Below are 23,357 nucleotides of genomic sequence, written 5' to 3'. Positions count from 1 at the left end.
CGCCCTTCTTAAGCGTTCGCCGGCGCTTTCAACACAGTCCATTCAATCGGCACCGGATCTGAATCCGCGCTGCCGAGCCAGGCCGCGCCGTCCTGCACCGTGCACTGCAGGCGCATGGTGCGTTCGGCCAGCTTGCCGAGCGCGGCGCCGACTTCTTCTCCGAGCGTCCAGACCGTGACATTGCGCAGCCGGTCCACCTTGTTGCGCACCCCCTGCCACCAGATCTCGGAAGTGCGGCCACCGTAGGCGATTACCACCACCTCGTTGGAGCGGCCGCTCGCCTTGGCGATGCGCCGCTCGTCTGGCTGGCCGACTTCGATCCAGGTCTCGATTGCGCCGGTCAGATCCTTTTGCCAGAGATCGGGCTCGTCGATGTCCGACAGGCCTTTGCAGAACTCGAGGCGTTCCTGTGCAAACAGCGCGAACGCCGCCACGCGCACCATCATGCGTTCGTCGGTTTCCGACGGATGGCGCGCAATAGTCAGCGCGTGATCGGCGTAGTAGTGCCGATCCATGTCGGCAATCTGCAGTTCCGCCTTATAAATCGTCGATTTCAGAGCCATGCCACACCAGGAGCCCGCGCTTGCGGACCTCACAGAAAAGGAATCATCGGCGGCTCGCTGCCGCCTACCGTTTTGTTTGTACATCGCTCGCTCCTCCACAGGGCTGCGGGGCCGGCACGTGGTGCCAGAAAAAGCTGGCAGCGAAACGTCGCCGGCTGGACTGCAGCCGTGGGGTGGCGAGGACGGATCATGCACGAGAACGCCTGCAATGGCTGCTTTTTTCAGCCATTGCGGAGCATTTAGCATGCCACCGTGGGGTCGAAGGCCGCACCATACACGTCAGCGGCCGCTGTGCGCAAGGCTTCCAGCACCACGGACGCCGCCGGCGACAGCAATTGCGACTGGCGCGTGATGATACCGAACGTATCCATTCTGCACGGTAAATCCACCGGCATCCGTTGCAACATGCCGTACTGTTGGTATTGACGCGCCACTTCGTCCGGCAGGACAGCCAGCATGTCGCCTTGCAATAGCAGGCTCGAAATGGCCAGGAAATTGTTCGTATTGACCACGTCTTGTGGCGGATTGAGTCCAATCTGCGAAAACATCAGGTCAAAACGGTGGCGCAGCACGCTACCAGGCGGATGCAGCACCCAGCTTGCGTTCACAACATCGCGCAGCGTCAAACCTGTCTCATTTTCGAGAGGATGGCCGGTCCGCGCGACGACGCAAAGCGGTTCATCGGCGAGCGGCTCGTAGCGCACCTCAGTCTTGAGCGGATTCTGCCGTTCGAGCACCCGGCCAATCATGATGTCGAGCTCGCCCTCTGCAACCCGCTCGAGCATCACGTCGGACGTTTCGACCTGCAGCCAGATCTGCAACTGGGGGTAAAGCTCTTTCACGCTTGCGATAGCGCGTGGCACCATCGTCGCTGCGGCCGCGGCGATCACGCCGATACGCACCTGGCCGGTCAATCCAGCACGCAAGGCCGATATTTCATCATGCGCGTGACTCAGGTTTGACAACACCATGCGCGCGTGCCGGATCATCACCTCGCCATACATCGTGGCGAGCATACCGTGTGGGGTGCGGTCGAACAGGCTGACACCCAGCATGTCCTCCAGCTCCTTCAGAAGGCGCGACGCGGCGGGCTGGGTGATGCCGAGCGAATCGGCGGCGCGCCGTACGTTGCCCTCCTCTTCCATTGCGGCCAGCAACATCAGCTGCCGGGTTTTGAGTCGCCCGCGCACAAACCAGTTCGAATGACTGCGTGTCATGTTTATCCCGATAGCGTGGCCGAAAGCCGTCTGCCTGATGCGGCGGCTTTGATCATGCCATACCGGAATTGATATTCGGAATGCTGGAAAGCGCTATGAAACGCTATGCTCACCGACGTGGGTGTTTTGCGCATGAAGCGAATCGATCACAATGCGGATCGACATCGGTCACTGCGAGCGGAGAAAAACAAAACGGCCAGGCGCGGTGCCTAGCCGTTTCCATTTACGTCGACGGACGACGTAATGTGTCTTTAATTCCGCGAACTCACCACACGGCCCCTTTTAAGGGCCGTGAATTGCAGCAGCCTGCCCAGGCTTTATAACCTGGCGGTACAGTCTTTACTGCTTGATGAATCGATCGTTAGCCCAGAGGCCTTCCGTATCGCTATTGCCCGAATTGACGAATTCCACGTCATGTCCGACGACGCGCACAACGCGGAAACTCGAATTCTCCGGTGTCGAGATGCACTGATAGCCAGAGAAGAATTCCTGCATTTGCTGCTGTTCGCCAGCCTGCGCGTGCTGATCGGCGGCGTCGAGTTTATCCTTCGACAGGCAGCCATAAGCATTCGCTTTGAACTGGATGGTTTGCTGCGGCTTGACCATCGCGTCCTGGGCCTGCACCGATGATGCGGCCAGCAATCCCGTTACGGCGAAAAGAAGAGCGACTTTCGATTTCATATTTGCCTCCGTGCGGGTTATTACTCAGGTTAGCTATGTATTTAACTTCTAGGTCATACCCGCATCTTGCACTTTAGAAGAACCTGAGCCAGCAGCAAGCACATCTTGTGTGCGCTTGCAACAGTGGCGAATTGCCGCACCGGTTATCGCAGGATAATGCGACGTCCTAAATGATGAAAAAGGCAGGCTTCGTCATGGATTCCTCAATGTCGCCGAACGCGCCTGGCTTTAACTGGCAATGCTCCGCGGGGTATATACGAGTAAACCAGCATCGATAATTAAGCGTCTTAATACGAAAAATCCGGCCGCTTGATGCGCCGCACACAAAGTCATTCACCAGATAATTGAAAATGAGACAAGTATCGGTTTAATTGCAGGACAAAAAGAGTGCCAGGTCTGTCGTGGCGATGTCGGGTGTGATGAAGATTGCCTGGCGAAAAGTCGCTTGCACTCGCCGAAAGTTCATGGATAAATCAGCCGACAACTTTCGGAGATCCTCCCATGACGCTTGCCCACTGGCTGCCCTTTGCGATTGCTTCGGCAATCCTCGTCGCGATCCCAGGCCCGACGGTACTGCTCGTTGTTTCGTATGCGCTGGGACATGGCCGCCGTTTTGCGCTCGTGACAACCGCTGGCGTCGCGCTCGGTGACCTGACGTCGATGACCGCATCCATGCTGGGCCTGGGCGTGATTCTCGCTGCGTCCGCGGCCCTGTTTACGGCGTTGAAATGGGTTGGCGCGGCTTATCTGATCTACCTTGGCATCAAGTTGTGGCGCTCCCCGACGCGCGATATGGAGGCGTCTGATGTGACAGACGCCGCGAATATCGTCGAGACCCGCTCCAGCCGCATTTTTGCGCATGCCTTTGCGGTGACGGCGCTCAATCCCAAGAGCATCATTTTCTTTGTCGCATTCGTGCCGCAGTTCATCGATCCCCATGTAGCGGCAACCTCGCAGATCATCGCTTTTGAAGCGACGTTCGTGCTGCTCGGTACGTTCAACGCGCTTTGCTATGCAATGCTTGCCTCGGTCGCCCGACGGGCGATCCGCAGCGCGCGCGTGCAGCGCGTCGTAAACCGCGTTGGGGGAAGCCTGTTGATCGGGGCGGGAATTTTCGCCGCCACATGGAAGAAAGCGAGCGCGTGATGGCTCGGTAACGATTTGGCGCGGCGGCGCGAGATCGCTGGACGCGGCAAGCGAACCGCGTTCAGTTGCATCACGTTAGCTACTTCGCTCAACCACGGGCGCGTGACCATCGCGGTCAGTCACGGCGCGGATTCGCTGCGAAGAACTCGTGCTGGAACATGCACATGCGCAACGCATTGTGGTACTTCCCGTTGCCGAAAAACTCCTCGATCAATTCGGCTTCGTGCCGGAAGCCGCATTTCTCGTACACGTGAATTGCGGCAGCGTTCGACTTGTCGACGATCAGATAGATCTTGCGCAGATTCAGCACTGAAAACGCGTAGTCAATGGCAAGCCGGGTCGCAACCGTTGCATGGCCACGGCCCTGTGCCTGCGGGGCAATGATGATCTGGAATTCGCCGCGCCGGTGAATGTAGTCGAGTTCGATCAATTCCGCGAGGCCGACCGTTTCACCGTCGTTATCGATGGCGACGAAGCGCCGTTCGCGCTGATCGTGCACGTGCTGGTCATAGAGCTGCGAAAGCTCCGAGAACGTTTCATAGGGTTCTTCGAACCAGTAACGCATGATCTTGGCGTTGTTGTTCACTTCATGGACGAAGCGCAGATCGTGACGCTCGAGCGGCCTTAACGTGAGCATGGCATCGCGTTCGATAGTCATGTGAGATCCCCCCTTGGGAGTTATTGGTTTTAGATTGCGCCGGATTGACCGTGACGGGAAGAAAACAACTGCGATACCTGTGCGGCCAGCGAATTCCAGCGAGCCAGGGTTAGTCCCGTGTGCGTCTTGGGAGTTCTTGAAGTGCCGTGTGAACAGTTGCAGCCTGACGTTCGCGGGACAAGGCGTGGCGCGGGTTTTGCAGGAGCAGGGCGTCCGTTTGTCGCAACCGGCGGACAGGTGTCCGTGAGTGCGCCGGCGCACGCTGGGCACGAGAAGTGCGCCTACAATGCAATTACGGATGGGCGAAAGGAGAGCTGTGATGGAGCACCTGGTACTAGGCGCGTTTCTGATCGTGCCGCTGCTGATAGTCGCGTTCCTGTTCTCCGATGAACTGTGGCAGGAGCATCGCCAGCGCGCGCAGAGGGACCACCCGCGGCATATCGACTGGCACCATCCGTTGCGCAGTTTGTTGCATCGCAATTGATGCCGTTCTGAGTTCTTCGTGAACGTCGGCAGCGGTCCTCGCTAAGCGCTGCAGTCCGCGTAGGCCTCCTATGGCTCGCGACGGCCGCAGCGTTCTATAACCGCGCGTATGGCCTCAGTTGCTCCCACTGACGAACTGGGCACGGATACGCTGCGCGAACCCCTCTAACGTGGCTTGCGGCGCTACCTCACGAGCGTGCAAGCGTAATGGCACACCTTCCCAACGTGGGATGACGTGAAAATGCACATGCGCGACGGTCTGGCCGGCTGCCGCACCGTTGAATTGCCCGATAAACACGCCATCTGGCTTGAGCGCCTTTCTAACCGCGATGGCGATCCGCTGCGTCATGCGTATGCATTCAACGGTCGCCGCATCGGAGAGCTCGAATATCTCGGACGCGCCTTCTTTCGGCACCACCAGCACATGGCCATCTGCCTGCGGCATCAGGTCCATGAAGGCCAGCGTGGCGTCACTCTCGGCAACCTTGATGCACGGTAGCTCGCCGCGCAAAATCCTTGCGAAGGGGTTTGTCTCGTCGTACTTCATGGCGTTCCTCGAAGTGGCGTGCAGGGGTCTTTTTCACTGCCGCATCATGATTCGAGTCGTGGCCGGGCGCAAGCGTGAGCGTGCGTTAGGGCAAGCGCGGACGAGGGCAACGCCGCATTAGTAGGACCGATCTACGGGGAATATCAGAAATTCGCGTCACGCGTACTAAAGTTTGCGCGGAACAGGCCGACATCCTGGCTATGAACGACGAACAATCCATCCCATTCGGGCCTGGGCATCCGCAGTATCTCGAGGCGCGGGCACTCGCGCTGAGCATCGCGGCAATTCGTAAGGCTCAGGGCAAAAGAAATCCGGTCGATTTTGTGGTTGGTTCGCCCGACTGGGAGCGGGCAGGCGAAGACTTCGCCCGCGACGTGTTACGGGTACTCAGCCGCGAATAAGCCCGCTTGAGGCTCAACGCGTAGTTTCACGTAACGGGCCCGTTTGCTGCCCGATTACGCACGGCGTCAATGCCGATGACGCATCCAGTCCACGTGATGCGTGTCCAGCCAGCGTTGCCGGCGCTCTCCACGATCGCCGCCGTCGCGACGGTGATGCGAAGAAACCCACAATGCTATGCCCACCACGGCCATGACCAGTGGTCCGAGCAAATAAGCCATCACCGATTCAGTCATAGGACCCTCCGTCGAGGTCGTGACCGCAACTACAGAGAATGGCTGTATTTTAGGCGATTCGCGAGCGAAAGCGTTGCTTTAAACGCCTGGATTCAACGGTGCCGATTGGCGCGGTCAGTGGGTCCGGATCAATGTCCTGGTAATTGGACGCTCGCCTGTTAAAAGCGTCAGCCGCGACCTAAGATAAGTATCGGGGGCATACCGATACGAGGTGGCCATGGACGAGACCATGATGGGCGTCGCGCTGGGTTTCTCGGTGCTGTTGATCGCATCGTTATTCGTCGTCGCGCACTACCGGCGTGAACACCTTCGACAGCGTCTGATCCGCAGCATGCACGGGCATCGTCTGCACGACTTCACGCGCTCGCGGCACTGATGCGCGATGGGGAGCGATGACCGCGAGCGTCATCACGCATCAGCGGATATTGTGCTTCTCAAACCACCTGATAAGCCGATCGCGGTTGATGTGAGTCGCGCGTATCGCGGTGCCGAACACGATGAGAATGGTCGCCATCGAAATGGCCAGCATTGACTCGGTCATGGATGCCTCCCTCAAGCACGTAACCTTGCTTGCAGTTTAGGCGTTCCTGGGGCACCAACAAAAAGGCCGCCAAATCGGCGGCCAAAAAACGGTACTACATGCGCGGGGGATCACGCACGGTAGGGACTCTAAGCCATTGCAAAAGAGGATGTGGCCGAAGCGCCGCAGAGGTCTGAGATTTGTCGGATTCGGACTGCATCCGCGGTCGATCACTCGCACATGCCCGCCAGGATGGCGTCAGACGAATTGATCTGGACCGCTAACGTTTGCGCGAAGGTGTGCACTGCGAAATGTCCGATGAAAGCGGAGAGGTGTCATTCTGGCGTCATTGGGTTCGCGTGTTGCGGAGTTGAGGGGGGTCTTCCTTGCGGGAAGGGTTCGCTAACCGTCGGGCGTTGGTTGTCGGAGTATTTTTTTACCTAAAATATAACCTAGTGAATTCGACAAAAATGCTTATCTGAATTGAGTTTGACGGATATATGGCATGTACTGTGTACCAACCTGGGCCGCAGCGTAGCCCGAGTGAACCGCTCACTCCTGGCGCAGCGTAAGGTGGCCAATGCCTAAGAGGCGGCCCGGGATCGATTGCTCTCACTCTGTGGCTCGTCTGCGATCTGCGCTTCTACGAAATCCGCCCATCGTTGCAATACGTTGCGCTGGTTGGCCGCGTCGTCCGCGCGCGTCGGCTCGTTCGCAGCCTCTTTTGAAGCGCGTGCGAGCGCTCTCGCGATGACATCTGCGGGTTGATCCATCGCGAGCAAATGGGCTTCCGCGGTACGCCGGAAATCGTGCAAAACGAAATGCTCAACATCGAGTCCGAGCGCTTTCACCGCCTGATTGAGGGTACTTTTTGCGATGGGGCGATCGTCACCTCTGACGGTGGGGAACACGAAGGTTCGGCTGCTTTTCGTTTCGCGTAGTTCGCGCAGCATCGCCACCGCCTGGCGCGGCAAATACACTTCATGTGCGCGGGCATTTTTCATTCGGGCGGCGGGAATTTTCCACAGGGACGCTTTCAGATCGAACTCGGCCCAGGTCGCTTCAATCAGTTCGGACTTGCGGACCATCGTCAGTACGAGAAGGTGCAAAGCGAGCTTCAGTGGCCGACGGACGCGCGAAGCATCGATCGCGCGCAATGTCGTGCCGAGTTCCTCGGCGGTGAGCACGCGCGTTCGGCTGTCCGGTGTGGCGATGAAGCGCGCGGGAACAGTTGTCGCAGGATTGTGGGTGGCGAGTTGCCGGGCAATCAGGAATTCGTAGAGCCGCCTGATCACGTTGCGCGTATGCAGGGCCATTTTGGGCGACCCGCGCAACTTGATCCGTTCGCAAATCGCGAGGACGTCCTCAGAGGTCACTGCGCCGATCGGCTTGCTGCCGATTGCCCGCAGCACGTCTTTATCGAGCGCGCGTCGTGTGGTGCGCTGATATTCGTCGGACTTGCTCGCCATGGCCGCCGACATATACAGCTCGGCCGCGTCGCGTAGAAGGTCGACGCGTTTCTCGGCGCCGCGGTCGCGGCGGGCGGTTGCCGCCGGCGATACGCCGGCCGCGACCATCTCGGCGTATTTGCGCGCCCGTTCGCGCGCGACTCGAAGCGAAATTCGCCGATAGTCGCCAATGGTGGTCAGCGGCTGCCGTTTGCCGTCGAGCGTATAGCGAAAGCGCCAGACCTTGTTGCCGGTCGGCATGACCTCGAGCACGAGGCCATTGCCGTCAGCGACGGAGTAGCGGGTTGCGCGGGGCTCCATCGCGCGGATCTGCGTTTCGCTGAGGGGAGGGACGATTTTGGGCATGCCTGGATCGTTTTCTTTGGTACACAGTGCGTCGAGAAATGCGGAAAAGACACTCTGTGTACCAAAAAGCGCTGTTTGATCATGCCTCGGAGTATAGCGATTGCTTGCTATTTCAGGTCGAAGATACAGGCCTGAAATGAAAATATGTGGCTGACGCACGCCCGCCATCTATTTCCCAATACAAAACCGGCTAAAAATCACGCCCAAAAGGTCATCGGAGGTGAACTCACCGGTGATGGAATTCAGCTGTTCCTGAGCAAGCCGCAATTCCTCGGCGAACAGGTCGAGTGCCTGCGCGTTCTGGTCAGCATGCTGCGCAGCCGTTGCCAAGTGTTCCTGCGCTGCGCGCAGGGCGATCAGATGCCGCTCGCGTGCGAGGTATACGCTCTCCGCGCCGGCCTGCCAGCCGGCGATCCGCAGCAACTCGGCACGCAGTAACGCGATGCCGTCACCCTGTTTCGCGGACAGTCGCACCTCGCGCAGATCGACGCCTTCCGCCTCATCCAACGTACGCACAGCCGGAGCGATGTCCGTCAGATCGGTCTTGTTCATCACCCGCAGCACCGGCACACCCACCGGAAAACGGGCGGCAATCGTATTGTCCTCGGCGTTCATACCGGTGCGTGCATCGAGCAGATGCAGCACCACGTCCGCGCGCTCAATCTCGTTCCACGTGCGCTCGATGCCGATCTTCTCCACCTCATCCTCGGTTTCGCGCAATCCGGCGGTGTCGATCACATGTAGCGGGATCCCTTCAATCTGGATGGTTTGCGCGACCTTGTCGCGAGTCGTGCCGGCGATTGGCGTGACGATGGCCAGTTCGGCGCCGGCAAGCGCATTGAGTAGCGACGACTTGCCGACGTTTGGCTGACCCGCCAGCACCACCGAGAGCCCCTCACGCAGTAGTGCACCCTGACGCGCTTCATTCAGCACGTGGGCGAGTTGCTCGCGGATCCGCGCGAGCTTGCCGCGTGCATCCGCGGCCTCCAGAAAGTCAATTTCCTCTTCCGGAAAATCGAGCGTCGCCTCGACCAGCATCCGCAGCGTGATGACGTCTTCGACCATAGCGTGGATGTCACGCGAAAACGCGCCTTCCAGCGAGCGGCCCGCCGAGCGCGCGGCCGCCTCGGTGCTTGCCTCGATCAGATCGGCGACAGCCTCGGCCTGGGCCAGATCCAGCTTGTCGTTGAGGAAGGCGCGGCGGGTGAATTCGCCCGGTTCCGCTAGCCGCAGCCTGACCGCGCGGCCGGCGTCGATGCATCGTTGCAGTACCAGTTGCAGCACGATCGGCCCGCCGTGGCCCTGCAGCTCGAGTACGTGCTCGCCGGTGTACGAATTCGGCGCCGGAAAGTAGAGCGCGATGCCGCGGTCAAGCGCGTCGCCGTGAGCGTCGAGGAAGGGCACATAGCTCGCGTGACGCGGCGCGAGGATTTGTCCTGTGAGCGCTTGCATGAGCGGCTCGGCCGCAGCCGCGCCGGCACGCCCGAACGAAATCCGGACCACGCCGATTCCGCCACGACCGGGCGCAGTAGCAATGGCAACAATGGGATCGGAATCGGTGGCGAGCATGGGATTGGGCGCAGCAGCAGAGGAAACTGGAAGAACGAAAGGCCCTACGAAGGGCGCGAGGCATTGTAACGCGAGCGGTTCGCGGGGCTTCCGCCGAGGGCGACAACGAGGTATTCCGGTGTATTAGGCGCCTTTTATTAGACAAATACGGATTTATCTCATTTGCGATAAGATCGGTCTTCGGATAAATAAGACTATCTGCGTGGATTGGATTCGCCAAACAGCCACGGCAGAAGGAAAAAAGCGCAAACTGAGTAAATTGCGCAAGGCGTTATCTGGCGCTTATCTTGAGCTAAAAATAGCGTAAATGCGCTAAATTGTAGCCTAAATGGTTGTCCACTGTTGGCGCGCCGGATTGCACAATTTGGCTCATGCCGACCTCCAAAGAAAAATCAGCGTTCGCCAAAAGACTGCAAGATCAGATTGCCCGGAAGAACATCAAGGGTGGGACTCAACTCGCCAGGCAATTCAATCTGCTGCATCGCGGCGAGGCGCCTGTGTCGCCGCAGACCGCGCATAAGTGGCTGACGGGCCGAACCATTCCTACGCCGGACAAGCTGCAGACCTTAGCCGATTGGCTAGGCGTTGGTGTGCATTGGCTGCACTACGGACCACCACCGCCGGTGGGCGCCAAGTCGAAGCCACTCGCGCCCGGGGAGAAATACCCCCTTACTCCGGAGGCGATCGAGCTCGCCTCGAAGATCGAAGCGCTGGATCCGAAGGATCGCCATTTCCTCGAAGAGTTTGTCGAGCGGCTTTACGACACCGGCAAAGAGTGACTCCGACGCGCCGGCCGTGTGCGAATCCAATAAAAAAGCCGCCCGGCGCAAACCGGGCGGCTTTTTCTCAACTGACTTGAGCAGAAAAGCGAACCCGTTCTGGGCTCGCTCCGGCAATTCAGACCACGGCGCTTACGCCGCCTTGGCCTTCGGCTTGCCCATCATCCGCGTGATGTAGTACTGCTGGGCGATCGACAGCACGTTGTTGACCACGTAGTACAGCACCAGACCAGCCGGGAAGAAGAAGAACATGACCGAGAACGCGATCGGCATGAACATCATCATCTTGGCTTGAACCGGATCCGGCGGCGTCGGGTTCAGACGTGTCTGCAGGAACATCGAGACGGCCATCAGCACCGGCAGGATGAAGAACGGGTCTTGCTGCGACAGATCGTGAATCCACAGAATCCACGGCGCGCCGCGCATTTCTACCGACGACAGCAGCACCCAGTACAGCGAGATGAACACCGGGATCTGGATCACGACCGGCAGACAGCCGCCGAACGGATTGACCTTCTCGGTCTTGTACAGCTCCATCAGCGCCGAGTTCATCTTTTGCGGATCGCCCTTGAAGCGTTCACGCAGGGCCTGCATACGCGGCGTGATCGCCTTCATGCGCGCCATCGACTTGTAGCTGGCGGCCGACAGCGGGAAGAACACGGCCTTGATCAGCAGCGTCAGCAGCACGATCGACCAGCCCCAGTTGCCGACATAGCTGTGGATCTTTTCCAGCAGCCAAAACAGCGGCTTGGCGATGATCGTCACCCAGCCATAGTCCTTCACGAGCTCCAGACCCGGGGCGATGCCTTCCAGCATGCGCTCTTCTTCCGGACCGGCGAACAGCCTGGCGGAGACGTCAGCGGACTGGCCCGGCGCGATGGTCGGCACCGCTTCCTTGACGCCCACCCGGTACAGCGACGGATCGATCTTGTTGACGTAGATGTCGCGCTTGACGCCTTGCTGCGGAATCCATGCCGTCGCGAAGTAATGCTGCACCATGGCGATCCAGCCGTTATCGGCCTGGTTCGCATAGTCTTCCTTGTTCTTGTCGATGTCGCTGAACGTCATCTTCTGGAAGTGGTGCTGATCCGTGTACACAGCCGGCCCAATAAACGTGTGCGAGAAGCGCGGCGTTTCCACCGGCTGACTATCGCGCACCAGTTCCATATAGACGGTCGGCGTCACCGGCGTCGTGCCTACGTTGACGATCTTCGTATCGACGCCGATCACGTAACTGCCGCGCGTGAACGTGTACGTCTTCACGACCTTCACGCCGCCCTTGGCCGGCGATTCGAAGCTAAGCGAGAACGACTTGGCGTCGCCCGTCAGATCGTGCGGTTGGTTGGGCGCCGGCGTATAGATGTCCGTGTGGTTCGGGAAATCGCCGCCCAGCAGACCCGTGCGCGCCAGATACGTGTGATCTGCGGTGTGGTCGAACAGGGTGATGACGAGGTCCGGCTGGTTGCCACTGCCCTTGTTGATCAGCGACAGCTTCGACAGCGTACCGCCGCGCGTGTCGATCTCGCCGCTATAGACGTCAGTCGTGAACGGGATCAGTTGGGCCTGGGCAGCGGGCGCGGCGCCCGGAGCGGAGGTGTCGGTCTGCGGCAAATCGGCAGGCTGGGTTCCCGGCGTCGTTGTGCCCGGTGCTGCGCTGGCCGCGGTTTGCGTCGGCGTGGCGTTCGGGAAGAACATCGACGGGCGTCCGTGGTCGCGCTGCCAGTTGTCGAACAGCATGACCGCCGACATGAAAAATATGACCCATAGGACGGTGCGTTTGATATCCATGCGTTGTCTCAGTGTCGATGGAACGGCGCGTCAGCGCTTTTCAGAAGTGGGAGGCGGGACAAGATCGATGCCGCCCGCCGAAAACGGGTGACAGCGGCAAATGCGCCTGGCGGCGAGATAAGTCCCGCGCGCGGCGCCATGATACTGGATTGCTTCGCGCGCGTAATCAGAGCAGGAAGGGTAAAAGCGGCACCGGTTGCCGAGCAGGGGACTCACGGCAACCTTGTAGAAACGCAATAAAGCGAAAAGTACCGTTTGCATGACTAGTGCGGCCGAGCGGCGCCGCCCAAGAAGGAATACCGGGTGATGCCCAGGCGACCGGGCCGCTTGACTGGCCCCATGAGCGACCAGCCCATCAGCCGCACGAGCATCTCCATAAGCGTCATTGCGTGGCGGGCGCATCCGCGGGCGGCGCCTCACGACGGGCAATTTCGCGTGCTGCCTTGTCGAGCAGCACCTCTATTTCGTTACGGCACAGCGTCTTCAACGGCAGCGACGAAGCGGCAGGCATTGCCTTCTTGTCGAAACGCGTATGCAAGCGCAGCAGCACATCCCAGCCGCCAAAGTCTGCGCGACGCAACCGGAAGGCTTCACGCGCGAGGCGTCGCACCAGATTACGTGTGACCGCGCGCGGAGCATACTTCTTGCCGATGACGAGACCAAGGCGCGCGTCATCGCCGGTGGGCCGGGCGTACACGACGAAGTGTTCGGTGCGGCGCCACGGGCGCAAACGAAAAACGGATGAGAATTCATCCGTTTTTAGCAGCCTTGCGGCTTTGGGAAACGCGGCTTGCGCTCGCAACGGAACCGAATCCTGCTGCGGCGCTCCTGCCGTTCCCGTGCTACCGCGGGCATCGCGTTGCACAGACGGAGCGCGCAATCCGCTCGCCAGCCTTAGATGGCGAGGCGCTTGCGGCCCTTGGCGCGGCGTGCGTTGATGACCTTGCGGCCACCAGCGGTCTTCATGCGAACGCGGAAGCCGTGGGTACGCTTGCGACGGGTAACGGAAGGTTGGTAAGTACGTTTCATGTTGCTCTCACTTGGCAGAGAAATAACCGCGCGAGCATCGCGGAAAGTGCAATGGCCGGTGGTTCAAAAATTGGTTTTCGCGGAACCCGCTATTTAAACCGGTTTTCTTTTGGTCGTCAATAGTTTAGCGTCGTATTCCACAGGCTGGGCCGACGGCAAACGTTTGATCCGTCCCTGTGGATAACTCCCTTTCCTGGATGTTTTGGCGGTAGAATCTCGTCCTACTTCCCAAAAATCCTGCACGCCGCTCCGGCTCGCTTGCCCCGCAAACCCTTGTGGCACAAGCGCCTGGAGCCGTTCCGCCTGGCCGCTCAGGGCCTTGTTGTGTATCTGCAACAAGGGGGCGGGCGGGGCGCCGTGTAAACATAACGACAGCAACTCGATGAACGAATTCTGGCAACACTGTTCCGCACTGCTAGAGCGTGAGTTAACGCCCCAGCAGTACGTGACGTGGATCAAACCGTTGGCCCCGGTTGCCTTCGATGCGGCAGCCAACACGCTGAGCATCGCAGCACCCAACCGCTTCAAGCTTGACTGGGTCAAGAGCCAGTTTTCCGGCCGCATTTCCGATATGGCGCGTGACTTTTGGCACGCGCCGGTCGACGTTCAATTCGTCCTCGATCCCAAAGCAGGCATGCGCAGCACGGCTGGCGCGCCGGCCCAGTCGCGGCCGTCGCAGTTTGCCGGGAACGCCGGCACGGCTGCCGTGGATGCAGCCGTCGGCGCGGTTCAGGCCGCGCATGGCGCACGTGCCAATGGCGCCAATGGCGGTGGGCAGGGTGCAAACGCCGGCAACGGCGCGCATCAGAACAATAGTGACGACGGCGGCGATCTCGATCTGCCCAGCCTCGACGCGAACGAAGCTGCCGCGGCGCGCCGCACATGGCGGCCGGGCCAGAGCGCCGCACAGCAAGGCAGCGCGGAGAGCGACTCAATGTACGAACGTTCGAAGCTCAACCCCGTGCTGACCTTCGACAATTTCGTGACCGGTAAGGCCAACCAGCTGGCGCGTGCCGCCGCGATCCAGGTGGCGGACAACCCCGGCATCTCGTACAACCCCCTGTTTCTATATGGCGGCGTGGGCCTCGGCAAGACTCACCTGATCCATGCAATCGGCAACCAGTTGCTGATGGACAAGGCCGGCGCGCGGATCCGCTATATCCACGCGGAACAATATGTGTCTGACGTGGTGAAGGCGTACCAGCGCAAGGCGTTCGACGATTTCAAGCGCTACTACCACTCGCTCGACCTGCTGCTGATCGACGATATTCAGTTCTTCTCCGGCAAGTCACGCACCCAGGAAGAGTTCTTCTACGCATTCGAAGCGCTGGTGGCGAACAAGGCGCAGGTAATCATCACGAGCGACACGTATCCGAAGGAAATTTCGGGCATCGACGACCGCTTGATCTCGCGGTTCGACTCCGGCCTGACGGTGGCGATCGAGCCACCTGAGCTGGAAATGCGCGTGGCGATTCTGATGCGCAAAGCGCAGTCCGAAGGCGTGAGCCTGAATGAGGACGTGGCGTTCTTCGTCGCCAAGCACCTGCGCTCGAACGTGCGCGAACTGGAAGGCGCGCTGCGCAAGATCCTCGCGTACTCGAAGTTCCACGGGCGTGAAATCTCGATCGAACTGACGAAAGAAGCGCTGAAAGATCTGCTGACGGTGCAGAACCGGCAGATTTCGGTGGAAAACATCCAGAAGACGGTGGCGGACTTTTACAGCATCAAGGTCGCCGACATGTATTCGAAGAAGCGGCCGGCGAACATTGCGCGGCCGCGCCAGATTGCGATGTATCTGGCGAAGGAACTGACGCAGAAGAGCTTGCCGGAAATCGGCGAACTGTTTGGCGGGCGCGACCACACGACGGTGTTGCACGCGGTGCGCAAGATTGCCGCCGAGCGTGGCACGGATGCTCAATTGAACCACGAACTGCACGTGCTCGAGCAGACGTTGAAGGGGTGAGAGAAGGATAGGTCTTGCGCGTCGCGGAGGCCCGATTTCGGGCTAATGATTCATGCGAAATCCGGGGCGCGAGAGCGCTGCCTAAAATTTGGGCAAAAAGCAGGAAAAATCGACCTGTTTATTTCGGAACTCGCCCCCATTTTAGGGGAGCGGTTCTGTTTTCAGGCACAATACAGGTTTAACCGCCCGGCGGCTTGGGGCGGATGTACGCCGTGACTGGCGCAGCGTAGCGCCGGCGGGGGCCGGGGCCGCGTGCAGGATTGCCGAGCGAGGCGCGCAGGCCGTCACATCAACGAAGGAAACCTATGCAACTGGTCAAGACCGAACGCGATAACCTCCTTAGGCCGCTGCAAACCGTGAGCGGCATCGTCGAACGCCGCCATACGTTGCCGATCCTCGCCAATTTGCTGATTACCAAGAACGGCCCCGACGTGTCGTTCCTGTCCACCGACCTCGAGCTTCAGATCACCACGCACGGCGACTTCGGCGTGGGCGGCGATTCGGTTGCGACAACGGTAGCGGCGCGTAAGCTGCTCGACATCCTGCGTGCCATGCCCGACGGCCAGGTCACGCTGACGCTGAATGACAAGCGCCTCACCGTGCAATCCGGCAAGAGCCGCTTTGCGTTGCAGACGCTGGCCGCGGACGAATTCCCGACCGTCGCTCAAGCTAAAGACTTCGGTGCGAACCTGGTGGTTCCGCAGAAGACGTTCCGCCAACTGCTGGGCATGGTCCATTTCTCGATGGCCCAACAGGACATTCGCTACTACCTGAACGGCATGCTGCTAGTGGTGGACGGCGACCAGTTGATGGCAGTGGCAACGGACGGACACCGCTTGGCGTTCTCGTCCATGAAGATCGAAGGCTCGTTTGCGCGCCAGGAAGTGATCATCCCGCGCAAGACGATTCTCGAATTGCAGCGCTTGCTGGAAGACATCGACGACACGCTGAAGATCGACATTGCAGCGAGCCAGGTGAAGTTCACCTTCGGTCAGGTCGAACTGGTGTCGAAGCTGGTGGAAGGGAAATTTCCGGACTTCCAGCGCGTGATTCCGAAGTCGCACAAGAACCAGTTCCTGATTGGCCGCGAAGAACTGCAGCGTTCGCTGCAACGCGCGGCGATTCTGACCTCGGACAAATTCAAGGGCGTGCGCTGCATTATCGAGCCGGGCCAGTTGAAGATCATGTCCACCAACGCTGACCAGGAAGAAGCGCAAGAAGAACTGGAAATTGCGTACACCGGCGACAGCGTCGATATCGGGTTTAACGTCACGTATCTGCTCGACGTGCTGGCAAACCTAAAGGTCGACATGTTGCAAGTGAGCTTGGGTGATGCCAGCTCCAGCGCATTGATCACGATTCCCGAGAACGACGAATTCAAGTACGTCGTGATGCCGATGCGCATCTAACGCGTCCAACATCGAGAAGAACACCAAGGGGCGCAGTGCCCCTTTGGCGTTTTTATGGTGTTTTGAAAAGTCCCGAGCAGCAACCAGGCAGCAACGCAGAACCGGAAAAAATCCATGACTGACACGAACAATTCGCAACCCGATAACAGCTACGGCGCCTCTTCGATTCAGATCCTCGAGGGTCTGGAGGCGGTCCGCAAGCGACCGGGTATGTACATCGGGGATACTTCAGATGGCACCGGTTTGCACCACCTCGTCTTCGAAGTGCTGGACAACGCCATCGACGAAGCGTTGGCTGGGCACTGCAACGATATTCAGGTGATCATCCACGCGGACAACTCGATCTCCGTCACCGACAACGGCCGCGGCGTGCCCACCGGTCTGAAGATGGACGACAAGCACGATCCGAAGCGCAGCGCCGCTGAAATCGTGATGACCGAACTGCACGCCGGCGGCAAGTTCGACCAGAACAGCTACAAGGTGTCCGGTGGCCTGCATGGCGTGGGCGTGTCGTGCGTGAACGCGTTGTCGGCGTGGCTGCGTCTCACCATTCGCCGCGACGGCAAGAAGCACTTCATGGAGTTCCACCGTGGCGTGCCGCAAAACCGCATCATTGAAGAGATCAATGGCGTGGCCGTCTCGCCGATTCTGGTGACCGGCGACACCGAAAACCGCGGCACCGAAGTGCACTTTCTCGCCGACGAGACGATCTTCGGCAGCATCGAATATCACTACGACATTCTGGCCAAACGGATTCGCGAACTGTCGTTCCTGAATAACGGTGTGCGGATTCGCCTGACGGATCAGCGTACCGGCAAGGAAGAAGATTTCGCGTTCGTGGGCGGCGTGAAGGGTTTTGTTGAGTACATCAACAAGAACAAGGCCGTGCTGCATCCGAATATTTTCCACATCAGCGGCGAGAAGGACGGCGTGGGCGTGGAAGTGGCTATGCAGTGGAACGATAGCTATAACGAGAACGTGCTGTGCTTCACGAACAACATTCCGCAGCGCGATGGTGGGACGCACTTGACCGGCTTGCGCGCGGCGATGACGCGCGTATTGAACAAGTACATCAACGATCACGAAGTCGCGAAGAAAGCGAAGGTTGAGACTTCGGGCGATGACATGCGCGAAGGGTTGTCGTGCGTGTTGTCGGTGAAGGTGCCGGAGCCGAAGTTCTCCGCGCAGACCAAGGACAAGCTGGTTTCTTCTGAAGTGCGGGCGCCGGTGGAGGACGTGGTCGCCAAGGCGCTGGAAGATTTTCTGCAGGAGACGCCGAACGACGCGAAGATCATCTGCAGCAAGATTGTGGATGCGGCGCGCGCGCGGGATGCTGCACGCAAGGCGCGCGAGATGACGCGGCGCAAGGGCGTGCTGGATGGCGTTGGTCTGCCCGGGAAGCTGGCGGATTGCCAGGAGAAGGATCCGGCGAAGTCTGAGATTTATATCGTCGAGGGCGACTCGGCAGGTGGGTCGGCCAAGCAGGGACGGGATCGGAAGTTTCAGGCGATCTTGCCGCTGCGTGGGAAGGTGCTGAACGTTGAGAAAGCCCGCTATGACAAGCTGCTTTCTTCGGAGCAGATTGTTACTTTGATTACTGCTCTCGGCTGTGGGATCGGCAAGGAAGACTACAACCTCGAGAAGCTGCGTTATCACCGGATCATCATCATGACCGATGCTGACGTGGACGGTGCGCACATTCGGACGCTGTTGCTGACGTTCTTCTATCGGCAGATGCCGGACATGATCGAGCGTGGGTTCATTTATATCGCGCAGCCGCCTCTGTACAAGATCAAGGCGGGGAAGGATGAGCGGTATCTGAAGGATGCGGCTGAGCTGAATGCTCATATGCTGAAGCTCGCGCTCAATGGGTCGGAGCTTGTGACGGCTGAGGGTGCTACCCCGATCGCTGGGGATGCTTTGGGTGAGCTCGCTCGTTCGTATCTGCTCGCGCAGGGTGTTGTCGATCGGTTGAGCCGGTTGTATGACGCTGGGGCGCTTGAGGCTGTGATGGATGGGGTTGTGCTCGATCTTTCTTCGGAAGAGGCCGCCGAGGCTTCGGCTAAGGCGTTCGAGGCCAAGCTCAGGGATGATGCGCTGAAGCCTGAAGTTCGAGTTACGACTATGTATGACCAGGTGCGGGAGCTCCGGTCATTGAAGGTGTCGCGGACGCATCACGGGAATCAGAAGATTTCCGTTCTGGATGAAGAGTTTCAGTTGACCGCGGACTATCAGCAGCTTGTGACTACGGCGCTGACGTTTAAGGGGTTGATTGGCCCGGGCGCTGTGATCAAGCGTGGTGAGCGGAGTATGGCCGTTAATGACTTCAAGAGTGCTATGAAGTGGTTGATTGCGGATGCTGAGCGCAATGTTTCCAAGCAACGCTATAAGGGTCTCGGAGAGATGAATCCTGGGCAGCTTTGGGAGACTACGATGGATCCGGCTGTTCGACGGCTCCTCCGAGTGCAGATTGAGGATGCTATTGCGGCTGATGGGATTTTTACTACGCTCATGGGGGATGATGTGGAGCCGCGTAGGGCTTTCATTGAGTCGAATGCGTTGAGGGCGGGGAATATTGATGTTTGAGACGTGTCGGGTTGATGGTGGTAAAAGTTCATTGAGACGACTGGCCCGCTGCGTAGGCAATCGCGCGAGAACGTCCTTGAGATACGCGTAGGGGGCGTGGCCGTTCAGTCTCGCTGGTGCAGACTCCGGCGACGAACGTGCCGCCGCCAGCTACAGCCTCGTTGGCACCACAAAACTCAACGGCATCGATCCCGAGGCGTATCTGCGCTACGTGCTCGCGCGCATCGCCGACCATGCGATTAACCGCATCGATGAACTCGCACCGTGGGACGTCGCCGATCAGCTCCACGTCGCAGTCTAAAGATCACGATCTCCAGTCAAGACGTTGCGGGGCCGTGCTTACCTTCCTGACATGACCCACAGAGAGCGTCTCGTCATAGGCTAGTTTCACTAACGGTTGCCATACAGACTGTTCGTCGTTCTCATTTGCGCAGGGAATGACGCGTTATACATCGACCGACATTGCCGACTGCGAAGCCGCAAGTTTTGGCGGTGGATCGCACTTGCAGACGCATAGGTCATCGTTCAGGGCCGCGGGCCTTCCGTCTGGTCCCGTCATCGGCAGATGGGGACCGTCACACTTTATCTTGCCCGTCGAATTGCAGGCCGGACAAGTCACGTCATCGCCTTCGTGCGCAACATTTTTGCTATCACACTCGACGGTCGTGGGCTGCGCGTGAACGGTCCCCGATGCTGTCGTGCGGTCGCCGTCCAATATCAAATATCGTTTCATCCTGGCTTCACCGGGTATCCAAACGCCGTGCGTGATCGCTCATAAATCCCACATCGAAAAAAATTCTTCATATCTGTAGTACCTCAGCTGGAAAATTGGGATCCCGTGACGTTCGTACTAGTCCTGTTTGGGTGTTATCGCGGTCGTTGGGGTGGGTGACGCCCCGGAATTAGCGCTCGAGTCCTGAAACTCGATACTACGCAACACATTCATGACGAAAGGGAGCAAATTTCCTTTGGAATCGGATAGTTTCATCACCTGTCCGTTTCCACACACAGCTCGATTTTCGTGGAAAACACAATAGGACAGCGAACGCACCCGTTGATCGGTATCACCAACAACATCGTCCGTTGTACGAGCAAAACCTGAACCGTTTGTCGACTTAACTTCATAGATGTGTGTTACGGGCGAGAGTAGCGCTTGATCCTGATCGTCTACATAATGTGCGCGCCATTTTCCAGCCGTTTGATCGTACGTCGCACCGTACTTTGTCGCGATGTCGTCAACCGACTCGCCGGTTGCGTCTTCGCAAATCATGTTAACCGAAAAATCATTGATTTTAGTTGGTATTGGCGGCTTGTCCGTCCAGTATGTTGCGTGTAATGGCATGCCACTTTCAAAATGGCCGTGATACGGGTCAATGATACTAACGGCGCAACCTCCTCCCATCTGAACGGCTAGCCTAAGTGGCTTGCCACTTGGTGAAGTCTGGTCGGATGGAAATCCCACTATTGATCGACTCAATAGAAATACCGCCACAAAAATAGCACCAACATTTACCCGCATTTTCATGTTCTCCTCGGCGATCGCCCTTCTGGAAAAATAAGTGACAAGGTTCCTGAGGCATCTGGAAACATGATGTCGCTCAAAACTGCCAGCGCCTGGGCATATGCTACGCATCTTGCGATATAGCCGTTGAAAGGGGCATTTTCATGCCCTACGGCACTCGGCAAGTTTACGATAGCCGATGCGTCGCGGAATCCCGCGCTATGATAATAAATCTTGGTGACAGCCGAATTGGACGCGTCGGGATGGTGAGGATTTGGAGGTTGTGTAGCCGATACCTCTCGGCGCTCCAAAGAAATGTTACGATCCGCATACTGCGCCATTTTCATCATAGACCAGTAAAATCCCGCACTATCAGATGGGGCGAGCATGTCTTCGACTGTCAACGGTCGGCCCTCTGCGCCAACCTGCTGACGCCATAAAATTAGGGACGGCGTTACGCCACTCACCGAATCAGCGATGTACGTTTGCGCATGGTCCCTATGCGCATTTGCCTGGCTCTTCGCACGAGCGAGTGCGTCACGCGTCGTCTGCGAGATCTCCCGACCTCTAAAATCGCAATATGTAATGTAGTTCTCAGGATGAGTTAGCTGAAGAAAACCACGGCCGTCCCATGGGTAGTACCACATGCTCGAATTGTTTTCATGCAGTTTGGTAAACCATTGCGTCTCTTGCATCGAATTCCCAAGGAGTGCAGCCATCCGATCCGGGGCCGTGATGCTATATTTTCTGAATACTTTATTCAATGGAACTCTGTGGTCAGTCGGAATGGCTCCCGATGCATAAGAGTTCGGTATGTTTTCGTAATATACGGCATGATGGGGGCCCTCTCGCAAAACCTCAGTTGGCAAGAGTTGCTTAAATTCCGGCATGCTTAGCCATCCGCATTTTCTGAAGTGCCGGATGAACCGCAGCGGATGAAAGTACCAGAGTTTGCCTTCAGGCAAACCAGTTTTATCCCAAAACTGAAATTTCTTCAACAACGTAAGAAAGTCGCTGTAGCCGGTTGGGTTGGCGTCCTTCTGCTTGCCATAGAATCCATCCGGGTCGTTCAGCTTCGCATACCGTGTGTCGTTATGAGCACTATCCCATTCGGTGGGGGCTTCGCATATGAACCCCTTCAGTCTTGTCCGAACGGCGTCATCGCCCAAGATGTAGTTGCACAGCGCGTCTTCGTCCTGGTATTCGTTATCCTTTCCGTTGACCACAGGCTGCAGAACGCTACCGAGAATTTTTTTCAGCTCATCGACGTCACACAGGCCATCGTCGGTGTACGGCGTATTGGCATCACTGATCTTCGTCCAGCCTGTAAAGAAAGGAAAGTCTGCATCGGACAGCTTCACGATACTGTCGTCGTTCACGTCGATATAGCCTTCCTTCCCCTGAGCGTAGGTGACACGTATCCACGCCGCTGACGGGTTCGCCTGGTCCACCGGATTCGGATTGCCGGCTATATCCGGCGAAACGCCCGGTGGCGTGTGGATCGCGCTATTGCTTAAGGTAGGGTGGTCGGACAGGATTCGTCCGAAGCGCAACAGTTCATAACCATCGCTCGGGCATCGCGGATATAGCTTGGTTGCTCGCGTGTAGAGAGTGTATTCGTAACCCGCTTCCTTCACTGGCTGCGACGTGAGCAGAGTACGTGTACCGTTCGCGCCCACGCTCCATGTGTTCGTGTATCTGCTGCCTTTGTGGAAGTATGTTTCGATGTGTAGCGGGTTCTGGTTCGATCCGCCTTGCAGCTTGTCGAACGCAATTCCGTTGAGCTTGCCATTATCTACGCCGGGGGGGGAGTCTACGAACTGCTGATTGGCCGGAATGATGTAGTAGGTGTGCCCCCAGTAATCGGTGTTCGTCGGGGTCGTCGTATTTTTGTTATCGAGTTGCGTACTGTTGACATAGGCGGTGAAATCGCCCGGTAGCATGAAGATTTCAAAGTGCATGTGGTGCATTCCGTGACAGGCACCAGGCAGCCCAAGCACATCCTTCCGGTACACCTTCTTGCCACCGCCCGACTGTCCTTCTTCGGACGTCGGCGTGCGCAGGAACTCTGGTAGGGAATTAACCTGGACACCTAGGCCGGTATAGCCGTCCAGGTCCAGCAGATGCATGTACAGCGAATAGAAAGTGATGGAGCGTCCGTCGCCTGTTTCGGTCTTGTGCTTGAGCAGTACGAACCCGGCGTTGCTATCCAGCACCCCCTCACCGCCATCGATCGCTTTCTGGCACACGCGGTAGGCCACCACCTCGCCGTCGGCAATTGCACGTACGCGCTCGTTCTGCGTGTCCGGCATCAGGTGGACGCCGGTATGCCAGCGTCTGTCAAAAGCGATTGGATAGACGCCGTGTGCGAGTTCGAACATATCGACCGCGTCCATCATCGGATCGGTGGCGTCGGCGTTACCTGACGCCGCGCCTGCTGCGGGCAAAAAAGGTGGGCTGATAATCATT

General features: G+C 58.4%; 24 protein-coding genes and 2 pseudogenes. 9 read left to right on the top strand and 17 right to left on the bottom strand.

Going from position 1 to position 23,357, the window contains the following annotated elements:
- Positions 1-8: 8 nt before the first annotated feature.
- From P3T20_RS20900 to sap1, 3 genes are all read right to left on the bottom strand, one after another.
- A complete protein-coding gene (locus P3T20_RS20900; RefSeq protein WP_074262985.1) occupies positions 9-563 on the bottom strand; it encodes a YaeQ family protein in 555 nt (184 codons plus the stop codon).
- Positions 564-802: 239 nt separating this feature from the next.
- Entirely contained in the window at positions 803-1,780 is a 978-nt protein-coding gene (locus P3T20_RS20895) for a LysR family transcriptional regulator (RefSeq protein WP_429287682.1), read from the bottom strand.
- A 339-nt stretch (positions 1,781-2,119) separates the two neighbouring features.
- Entirely contained in the window at positions 2,120-2,461 is a 342-nt protein-coding gene (gene sap1 / locus P3T20_RS20890; protein WP_429287681.1) for a surface attachment protein Sap1, read from the bottom strand.
- A 501-nt stretch (positions 2,462-2,962) separates the two neighbouring features.
- Here sap1 and P3T20_RS20885 point away from each other — a divergent pair.
- Positions 2,963-3,607, top strand: coding sequence for a LysE family translocator (locus P3T20_RS20885; RefSeq protein WP_429287680.1), 645 nt, complete (start codon positions 2,963-2,965; stop codon positions 3,605-3,607).
- Positions 3,608-3,722: 115 nt separating this feature from the next.
- Here the strand turns inward: P3T20_RS20885 and speG are convergent, their stop codons facing one another.
- Entirely contained in the window at positions 3,723-4,265 is a 543-nt protein-coding gene (speG, locus tag P3T20_RS20880) for a spermidine N1-acetyltransferase (protein ID WP_429287679.1), read from the bottom strand.
- Positions 4,266-4,584: 319 nt separating this feature from the next.
- Here speG and P3T20_RS20875 point away from each other — a divergent pair, with 319 nt between their 5' ends.
- Positions 4,585-4,749 carry a hypothetical protein gene (locus P3T20_RS20875; RefSeq protein ID WP_167379356.1) on the top strand — a complete coding sequence of 55 codons (165 nt, stop codon included), beginning with the start codon at positions 4,585-4,587 and terminating at the stop codon, positions 4,747-4,749.
- Positions 4,750-4,863: 114 nt separating this feature from the next.
- Here the strand turns inward: P3T20_RS20875 and P3T20_RS20870 are convergent, their stop codons facing one another.
- Positions 4,864-5,295, bottom strand: a complete 432-nt coding sequence (locus tag P3T20_RS20870) for an HIT family protein (protein WP_429287678.1) — start codon at positions 5,293-5,295, stop codon at positions 4,864-4,866.
- Positions 5,296-5,495: 200 nt separating this feature from the next.
- Between P3T20_RS20870 and P3T20_RS20865 the strand changes: the two genes are divergently transcribed.
- Positions 5,496-5,696: a hypothetical protein gene (locus tag P3T20_RS20865; RefSeq protein ID WP_074262991.1), complete on the top strand. Its 201-nt coding sequence runs from the start codon at positions 5,496-5,498 to the stop codon at positions 5,694-5,696.
- Between the two features lie 66 nt (positions 5,697-5,762).
- On the opposite strand, the gene P3T20_RS20860 is transcribed toward P3T20_RS20865, so the two are convergent.
- The gene (locus tag P3T20_RS20860; protein WP_167379364.1) at positions 5,763-5,930 is read right to left on the bottom strand and encodes a hypothetical protein; all 168 of its coding nucleotides are present in this window, start codon (positions 5,928-5,930) and stop codon (positions 5,763-5,765) included.
- 217 nt (positions 5,931-6,147) lie between these two features.
- On the opposite strand from P3T20_RS20860, the gene P3T20_RS20855 reads away from it, so the two are divergent.
- Positions 6,148-6,306: a hypothetical protein gene (locus P3T20_RS20855; RefSeq protein ID WP_167379365.1), complete on the top strand. Its 159-nt coding sequence runs from the start codon at positions 6,148-6,150 to the stop codon at positions 6,304-6,306.
- Between the two features lie 39 nt (positions 6,307-6,345).
- Here the strand turns inward: P3T20_RS20855 and P3T20_RS20850 are convergent, their stop codons facing one another.
- The 3 genes from P3T20_RS20850 to mnmE all read right to left on the bottom strand — a co-directional run bounded on the left by P3T20_RS20850 (position 6,346) and on the right by mnmE (position 9,833).
- On the bottom strand, positions 6,346-6,471 hold the full coding sequence (locus P3T20_RS20850; protein WP_302050848.1) for a hypothetical protein: 126 nt from the start codon (positions 6,469-6,471) through the stop codon (positions 6,346-6,348).
- Positions 6,472-7,034: 563 nt separating this feature from the next.
- Positions 7,035-8,264 (bottom strand): tyrosine-type recombinase/integrase, encoded by a 1,230-nt coding sequence (locus P3T20_RS20845; RefSeq protein WP_074262992.1) that lies wholly within the window; start codon positions 8,262-8,264, stop codon positions 7,035-7,037.
- 168 nt (positions 8,265-8,432) lie between these two features.
- Positions 8,433-9,833, bottom strand: coding sequence for a tRNA uridine-5-carboxymethylaminomethyl(34) synthesis GTPase MnmE (gene mnmE / locus P3T20_RS20840; protein WP_074262993.1), 1,401 nt, complete (start codon positions 9,831-9,833; stop codon positions 8,433-8,435).
- A gap of 371 nt (positions 9,834-10,204) precedes the next feature.
- On the opposite strand from mnmE, the gene P3T20_RS20835 reads away from it, so the two are divergent.
- Complete coding sequence (locus tag P3T20_RS20835; protein ID WP_122152983.1) at positions 10,205-10,612, top strand: XRE family transcriptional regulator; 408 nt, start codon at positions 10,205-10,207, stop codon at positions 10,610-10,612.
- A 132-nt stretch (positions 10,613-10,744) separates the two neighbouring features.
- On the opposite strand, the gene yidC is transcribed toward P3T20_RS20835, so the two are convergent.
- The 4 genes from yidC to rpmH form a co-directional block, all read right to left on the bottom strand.
- The gene (gene yidC / locus P3T20_RS20830) at positions 10,745-12,400 is read right to left on the bottom strand and encodes a membrane protein insertase YidC (protein ID WP_429287677.1); all 1,656 of its coding nucleotides are present in this window, start codon (positions 12,398-12,400) and stop codon (positions 10,745-10,747) included.
- 30 nt (positions 12,401-12,430) lie between these two features.
- A complete protein-coding gene (gene yidD / locus P3T20_RS20825; protein ID WP_074262996.1) occupies positions 12,431-12,661 on the bottom strand; it encodes a membrane protein insertion efficiency factor YidD in 231 nt (76 codons plus the stop codon).
- A gap of 121 nt (positions 12,662-12,782) precedes the next feature.
- On the bottom strand, positions 12,783-13,280 hold the full coding sequence (gene rnpA, locus P3T20_RS20820; RefSeq protein WP_429287676.1) for a ribonuclease P protein component: 498 nt from the start codon (positions 13,278-13,280) through the stop codon (positions 12,783-12,785).
- 14 nt (positions 13,281-13,294) lie between these two features.
- A complete protein-coding gene (gene rpmH / locus P3T20_RS20815; RefSeq protein ID WP_004198824.1) occupies positions 13,295-13,429 on the bottom strand; it encodes a 50S ribosomal protein L34 in 135 nt (44 codons plus the stop codon).
- A 382-nt stretch (positions 13,430-13,811) separates the two neighbouring features.
- Here rpmH and dnaA point away from each other — a divergent pair, with 382 nt between their 5' ends.
- The 3 genes from dnaA (at position 13,812) to gyrB (ending at position 19,387) form a co-directional block, all read left to right on the top strand.
- The gene (gene dnaA, locus P3T20_RS20810) at positions 13,812-15,392 is read left to right on the top strand and encodes a chromosomal replication initiator protein DnaA (protein ID WP_217272795.1); all 1,581 of its coding nucleotides are present in this window, start codon (positions 13,812-13,814) and stop codon (positions 15,390-15,392) included.
- A gap of 305 nt (positions 15,393-15,697) precedes the next feature.
- Entirely contained in the window at positions 15,698-16,801 is a 1,104-nt protein-coding gene (gene dnaN / locus P3T20_RS20805; protein WP_429287675.1) for a DNA polymerase III subunit beta, read from the top strand.
- A 114-nt stretch (positions 16,802-16,915) separates the two neighbouring features.
- Positions 16,916-19,387: a DNA topoisomerase (ATP-hydrolyzing) subunit B gene (gene gyrB / locus P3T20_RS20800; protein ID WP_074263000.1), complete on the top strand. Its 2,472-nt coding sequence runs from the start codon at positions 16,916-16,918 to the stop codon at positions 19,385-19,387.
- Positions 19,388-19,405: 18 nt separating this feature from the next.
- Here gyrB and P3T20_RS20795 read toward each other — a convergent pair.
- A pseudogene (locus P3T20_RS20795) lies at positions 19,406-19,501 on the bottom strand (transposase domain-containing protein); the annotation flags it as partial.
- Here P3T20_RS20795 and P3T20_RS20790 point away from each other — a divergent pair.
- Positions 19,491-19,688: pseudogene (locus P3T20_RS20790) on the top strand (transposase domain-containing protein); the annotation flags it as partial. The pseudogenes P3T20_RS20795 and P3T20_RS20790 sit on opposite strands and share 11 nt — an antisense overlap.
- A 144-nt stretch (positions 19,689-19,832) precedes the next feature.
- Here the strand turns inward: P3T20_RS20790 and P3T20_RS20785 are convergent.
- From P3T20_RS20785 to P3T20_RS20775, 3 genes are all read right to left on the bottom strand, one after another.
- The gene (locus P3T20_RS20785) at positions 19,833-20,120 is read right to left on the bottom strand and encodes a PAAR domain-containing protein (RefSeq protein ID WP_429287674.1); all 288 of its coding nucleotides are present in this window, start codon (positions 20,118-20,120) and stop codon (positions 19,833-19,835) included.
- A 117-nt stretch (positions 20,121-20,237) separates the two neighbouring features.
- A complete protein-coding gene (locus tag P3T20_RS20780) occupies positions 20,238-20,912 on the bottom strand; it encodes a hypothetical protein (protein ID WP_429287673.1) in 675 nt (224 codons plus the stop codon).
- Positions 20,909-23,356, bottom strand: coding sequence for a hypothetical protein (locus P3T20_RS20775; protein WP_429287672.1), 2,448 nt, complete (start codon positions 23,354-23,356; stop codon positions 20,909-20,911). The genes P3T20_RS20780 and P3T20_RS20775 overlap by 4 nt, the downstream gene beginning before the upstream one ends.
- Position 23,357: the final 1 nt, after the last annotated feature.

This window comes from Paraburkholderia sp. GAS206C (assembly GCF_050435645.1).
In the GTDB taxonomy this organism is placed as follows: domain Bacteria; phylum Pseudomonadota; class Gammaproteobacteria; order Burkholderiales; family Burkholderiaceae; genus Paraburkholderia; species Paraburkholderia phenazinium_B.
This window is presented reverse-complemented; position numbering and strand designations above follow the sequence as displayed.